This window comes from Achromobacter maghribensis (assembly GCF_057334215.1).
On sequence record NZ_JBHFII010000012.1, the window covers coordinates 43,919 to 48,357 of the forward strand.

Annotated in this window: 6 protein-coding genes; 5 read left to right on the forward strand and 1 reads right to left on the reverse strand. The window is 64.2% G+C overall.

From position 1 onward, the window contains the following. From ACE039_RS04955 to ACE039_RS04970, 4 genes are all read left to right on the forward strand, one after another. A partial coding sequence (locus tag ACE039_RS04955; protein WP_485821805.1) for a YraN family protein occupies positions 1-434 on the forward strand: 434 nt, incomplete at its 5' end. Positions 435-544: 110 nt separating this feature from the next. Next, positions 545-1,138, forward strand: coding sequence for a phosphoheptose isomerase (locus ACE039_RS04960; protein ID WP_169274276.1), 594 nt, complete (start codon positions 545-547; stop codon positions 1,136-1,138). Then, positions 1,135-1,875: a BON domain-containing protein gene (locus ACE039_RS04965; RefSeq protein ID WP_105555898.1), complete on the forward strand. Its 741-nt coding sequence runs from the start codon at positions 1,135-1,137 to the stop codon at positions 1,873-1,875. Before ACE039_RS04960 ends, ACE039_RS04965 begins: the two co-directional genes overlap by 4 nt. Then, a complete protein-coding gene (locus ACE039_RS04970) occupies positions 1,872-2,366 on the forward strand; it encodes a peroxiredoxin family protein (protein WP_105555897.1) in 495 nt (164 codons plus the stop codon). Before ACE039_RS04965 ends, ACE039_RS04970 begins: the two co-directional genes overlap by 4 nt. A 72-nt stretch (positions 2,367-2,438) precedes the next feature. Here the strand turns inward: ACE039_RS04970 and ACE039_RS04975 are convergent, their stop codons facing one another. Beyond that, entirely contained in the window at positions 2,439-3,227 is a 789-nt protein-coding gene (locus tag ACE039_RS04975; RefSeq protein WP_105555896.1) for a MetQ/NlpA family ABC transporter substrate-binding protein, read from the reverse strand. Positions 3,228-3,490: 263 nt separating this feature from the next. Between ACE039_RS04975 and argB the strand changes: the two genes are divergently transcribed. Beyond that, a complete protein-coding gene (argB, locus tag ACE039_RS04980; protein ID WP_105555895.1) occupies positions 3,491-4,393 on the forward strand; it encodes an acetylglutamate kinase in 903 nt (300 codons plus the stop codon). The last annotated feature ends 46 nt before the right edge of the window (positions 4,394-4,439 follow it).

Consider the following 4,439-nt stretch of genomic DNA (forward strand, 5'->3'; position numbering starts at 1 on the left):
CCCCCCCCCCCCCCCCCCCCCGCCGCCGCGCCCGGCCACGTGGCGCGCCGGAAGACGCGCCCCTGCGCCGCTCGCCCATGCAACGCCGCGGCGATTTCCATGAAGACGCCGCGCTGCGCCTGCTGCTGGCCCAGGGCCTGGTGCTGCTGGCGCGCAACCTGTGGACCCGGGCGGGCGAAATTGACCTGGCCATGCGCGACGGCGACACGCTGGTGTTCGTGGAGGTCCGGGCCCGGGGCCCAACCCGCTACGGCGGCGCCGCGGCCAGCATCGGCCGCGACAAGCAGGCCCGGCTGGCCCGCGCCGCCGCGCAATGGCTGCCGGAACTGACCCGGCGGCATTGGCACGGCACACCGCCGCCAGCCCGCTTCGACGCCGTGGTGTTCGACGCCGGCCAACCTCAATGGCTGCGCGCCGCTTTCCTGCTGCCTTGAGGCCGACGCCGGATGCGGCAAACTCCGGCCGGACGCCACCGTAACGTCCTGCCGCAGCGTCGTTACGGATCGACAGAACAGGGGGACCGCCGCGTGAGATAATCGCGGCCATGGATATGACCTCTCGTATGACGTCGCACTTTCGCGACGCCATGGCTGCGTGCGAACAAAGTATGAACGTCCTGGCCGAACCGCTGGCGGTGGCGGTGGACGTGCTATTCGGCGCCCTGGCGAACAACGGCAAGATTCTGGCTTGCGGCAACGGCGGATCCGCCGCGGATGCGCAGCATTTCATCGCCGAACTGGTGGGCCGCTTCGAACGCGAGCGCCTGCCGCTGGCGGGCATCGCGCTCAATACCGACACCGCGATCCTCACCGCAGTCGGCAACGACTACGGCTTCGATGAAATCTACGAACGCCAGGTCAACGCCTTCGGCCAGGCCGGAGACGTGCTGGTGGCGATCTCCACCAGCGGCAATTCCCCCAACGTGGTCCGCGCCATGGAAGCCGCCAGCGCGCGCGAGATGCATGTTCTTGCCCTGACGGGCAAGGGCGGCGGCGTCATGGGGGAACTCATTACGCCCATGGACGTCCATCTATGTGTTCCCAGCGACCGCACGATGCGGGTCCAGGAAGTCCATATCCTGCTGCTGCACGCACTGTGCGACGGCATCGACGCTCTTCTGCTTGGAGACACTGAATGATTTCTGACGTCAGAACCGCAGTCCGCCCCCTGATGCTAGCGGCCGCCCTGTCCACCGCGGCGCTGTCGCTGACGGCCTGCGCGCCCCTGATCGTAGGCGGCGCCGCCGCCACCACGGCGGTCGTGGTCACGGACCGCCGCACGTCGGGCACTCAGCTTGAAGACCAGAACATGGCCTTCAAGGCGCAAAGCCAGATTTCCCAGAAATTGGGCGATACCGCCCGGGTCAATGCGATGGCCTACGGCGGCCACCTGCTGCTGACGGGCGACGTGCCCTCCGAAGAGGCAAAAAGCCAGGCCACCGCCATCGCCCAGGGCATCGAAAACGTCAAACAGGTCATCAACCAGTTGAACGTGGGCCCGATCGCGTCGTTCGGCACCCGCTCGAACGACACCTGGCTGACCTCTAAAGTAAAGACCGCGCTGATCAACACCAAGTATGTGCCGTCCGGCACCATCGCACTGACGACGGACCACAGCGTCGTCTATCTGATGGGCAAGGTCACGCAGGCCGAGGGCGACTACGCAGCGAATGCCACGGCCGACGTCGGCGGCGTCGCAAAGGTGGTTAAACTGTTCGAGACCATCAGCCGGGAAGAAGCGATCCGGCTGTCCAACAGCAGCACCCGGGACCAATCCACGGAAACCAAGGCGCCCATTGAAAGCGGCGCCGGCGCAGCACCCAGCGGCAACGCGGCCGGCACGAGCAACGGCGTAGAGGCCATGCCCATCAAATGAAAAAAGCCATCGTAGCCCTGGCCGTGCTGGTCGCGGTCGGCATCGGCGCCTGGTTCGTCTGGCGCCCCGCCCAGACCGCGCCCGACGTCACCTTCACCACGCTGGAAGGCAAGTCCTTCTCGATGCAGGACTTGCGCGGCAAGGTCGTGCTGGTCAAGTTCTGGGCAACTAGCTGTGTGACCTGCGTGAAGCAGATGCCGGAAACCATCGCGGCCTATAAACAGTACGCCAGCAAGGGCTACGAGGCCGTGGCGGTCGCCATGGATTACGACCCGCCCAACTTCGTGCTGAACTTCGCCGAACAGCGCAAGCTGCCCTTCCCCGTGGCGCTGGACACCAAGGGCGACATCGCCCGCGCCTTCGGCGACATCCGCCTGACGCCCACGGCCTTCCTGATCGACAAGCAGGGACACATCATCAAGCGCTATCTGGGCGAATACGACGTGGCCGAATTCCACGCCACCGTGGAAAAGGCGCTGGCCGCCGGCTAGACGCTCACCCGGCGTCCCAAGAAAAAACCGCCCGATGGGCGGTTTTTTCTTGCCTGGCCGGATCGGCCGGATTCAGAAAGCCGGAATCACGGCGCCCTTGTACTTTTCCTGGATGAACTTCTTCACCTCGGGCGTGTGCAGGGCATCGACCAGCTTCTTGATGCCCGGCGCATCTTTGTTGTCGGCGCGGGTCACGAGGATGTTGGCATAGGGCGAATCGGCGCCCTCGATGAAGAGCGCGTCCTTGGTGGGCACCAGGCCGGCTTCCAGCGCGTAGTTGGTGTTGATCAGCGCCAGGTCCACGTCGTCCAGCGAGCGCGGCAGCATCGCGGCTTCAAGTTCGCGGAACTTCAGTTTCTTGGGATTCTCGACCACATCGGCGGCGGTCGCCAGAATGTTGGAAGGATCCTTCAGCTTGATCACGCCCTGCTTTTGCAGCAGCACCAGCGCGCGGCCGCCGTTGGACGGGTCGTTCGGAATAGCGACCGAAGCGCCGTCCTTCAGTTCGGACAGGCTCTTGATCTTCTTGGAGTAGCCGCCGAAGGGCTCGACGTGGACCAGCGCCACCGGCACGAGCGTGGCCTTGCGGTCCTTGTTGAACGCATCCAGATAGGGCTTGTGCTGGAAGAAGTTGGCGTCCAGCTGTTTGTCGGCCAGTTGCAGGTTGGGCTGCACATAATCGCTGAACACCTTGATGTCGAGCTCGACGCCCTGCTTGGCCAACTGCGGTTTCACCACTTCCAGGATTTCGGCGTGCGGCACCTGGGTCGCGCCCACCACCACTTTTTCAGCATGGGCTGCATTGGCCGCCACCAGGAAGGCCGATGCCGCAAGGGCCGAGCGGACGAAGTTAAAACGCATGTTTTGCCTCTTATAGGGATAAAAATGGGGGCCCATGTCCGCCCGAATGCGGATTCGCCCCCTTTTGCGGGGCGCCGCGCTCTCGAAAACGCCCCCAATTTACCTGAATGCCGGTTATTTGTCGGGCATATGGACATAGGTTTTAGGCATATGAAACCTGCGGGTACTACAATCCGTCGTATGCTTGCGCTACCGCGTCCCGAACGCGATTTTGTGCAGGCATTTTTTCTAACCACTCATACTTATTTGCCGACTTAGCTGCCATGACCGACACCCCCGACCCTGCTGCCGTTTCGTCCCCCGCTGTCAAAGCCGCTGTGCTGTCTGAAGCACTGCCGTATATCCGACGATTCCACGGCAAGACCATCGTGGTCAAGTACGGCGGCAACGCCATGACGGAAGAGCGCTTGCAGCGCAGCTTCGCGCACGACGTCGTGCTGCTGAAGCTGGTGGGTCTGAATCCGGTGGTCGTCCACGGCGGCGGTCCGCAGATCGACGACGCGCTGCGCCGCATTGGTAAGCAGGGCACCTTCATCCAGGGCATGCGCGTGACCGATGCCGAGACCATGGAAGTGGTCGAATGGGTGCTGGGCGGCCAGGTCCAGCAAGACATCGTCATGATGATCAACGAAGTCGGCGGCAAGGCCGTGGGCCTGACCGGCAAGGACGGCGGCCTGATCCAGGCCCAGAAGAAGCTGATGGCCAACAAGGACAACCCCGACGAACCGATCGACATCGGCTTCGTGGGCGACATCACCCTGGTCGAGCCGGCCGTGGTGAAAGCCTTGCAGGACGACCAGTTCATTCCGGTGATCTCGCCGATCGGCTATGGCGAAGACGGCACGGCCTACAACATCAATGCCGACGTCGTCGCCGGCAAGATGGCCGAAGTGCTGGGCGCTGAAAAGCTGCTGATGCTGACCAACACGCCGGGCGTGCTGGACAAGGCCGGCAAGTTGCTGCGCAGCCTGTCCGCCCAGACCATCGACGAACTCTTCGCGGACGGCACCATCTCGGGCGGCATGCTGCCCAAGATCTCGTCGGCGCTGGACGCCGCCAAGAACGGCGTGAATTCCGTGCACATCGTCGACGGCCGCGTGCCGCACTGCCTGCTGCTGGAGATCCTGACCGATCAGGGCGTCGGCACGATGATCAGCTCGCACTGATGTTTCCCCCGCAGCGCTGCGCGGCGCCCCCCAGGGGGCGGGGGGG

Bases quoted from the DNA above. Each gene is read 5' to 3' on its own strand.
- argB (WP_105555895.1), top strand. From the start codon at position 3,491: ATGACCGACACCCCCGACCCTGCTGCCGTTTCGTCCCCCGCTGTCAAA.
- ACE039_RS04965 (WP_105555898.1), top strand. From the start codon at position 1,135: ATGATTTCTGACGTCAGAACCGCAGTCCGCCCCCTGATGCTAGCGGCC.
- ACE039_RS04960 (WP_169274276.1), top strand. From the start codon at position 545: ATGGATATGACCTCTCGTATGACGTCGCACTTTCGCGACGCCATGGCT.
- ACE039_RS04970 (WP_105555897.1), top strand. From the start codon at position 1,872: ATGAAAAAAGCCATCGTAGCCCTGGCCGTGCTGGTCGCGGTCGGCATC.
- ACE039_RS04975 (WP_105555896.1), bottom strand. From the start codon at position 3,227: ATGCGTTTTAACTTCGTCCGCTCGGCCCTTGCGGCATCGGCCTTCCTG.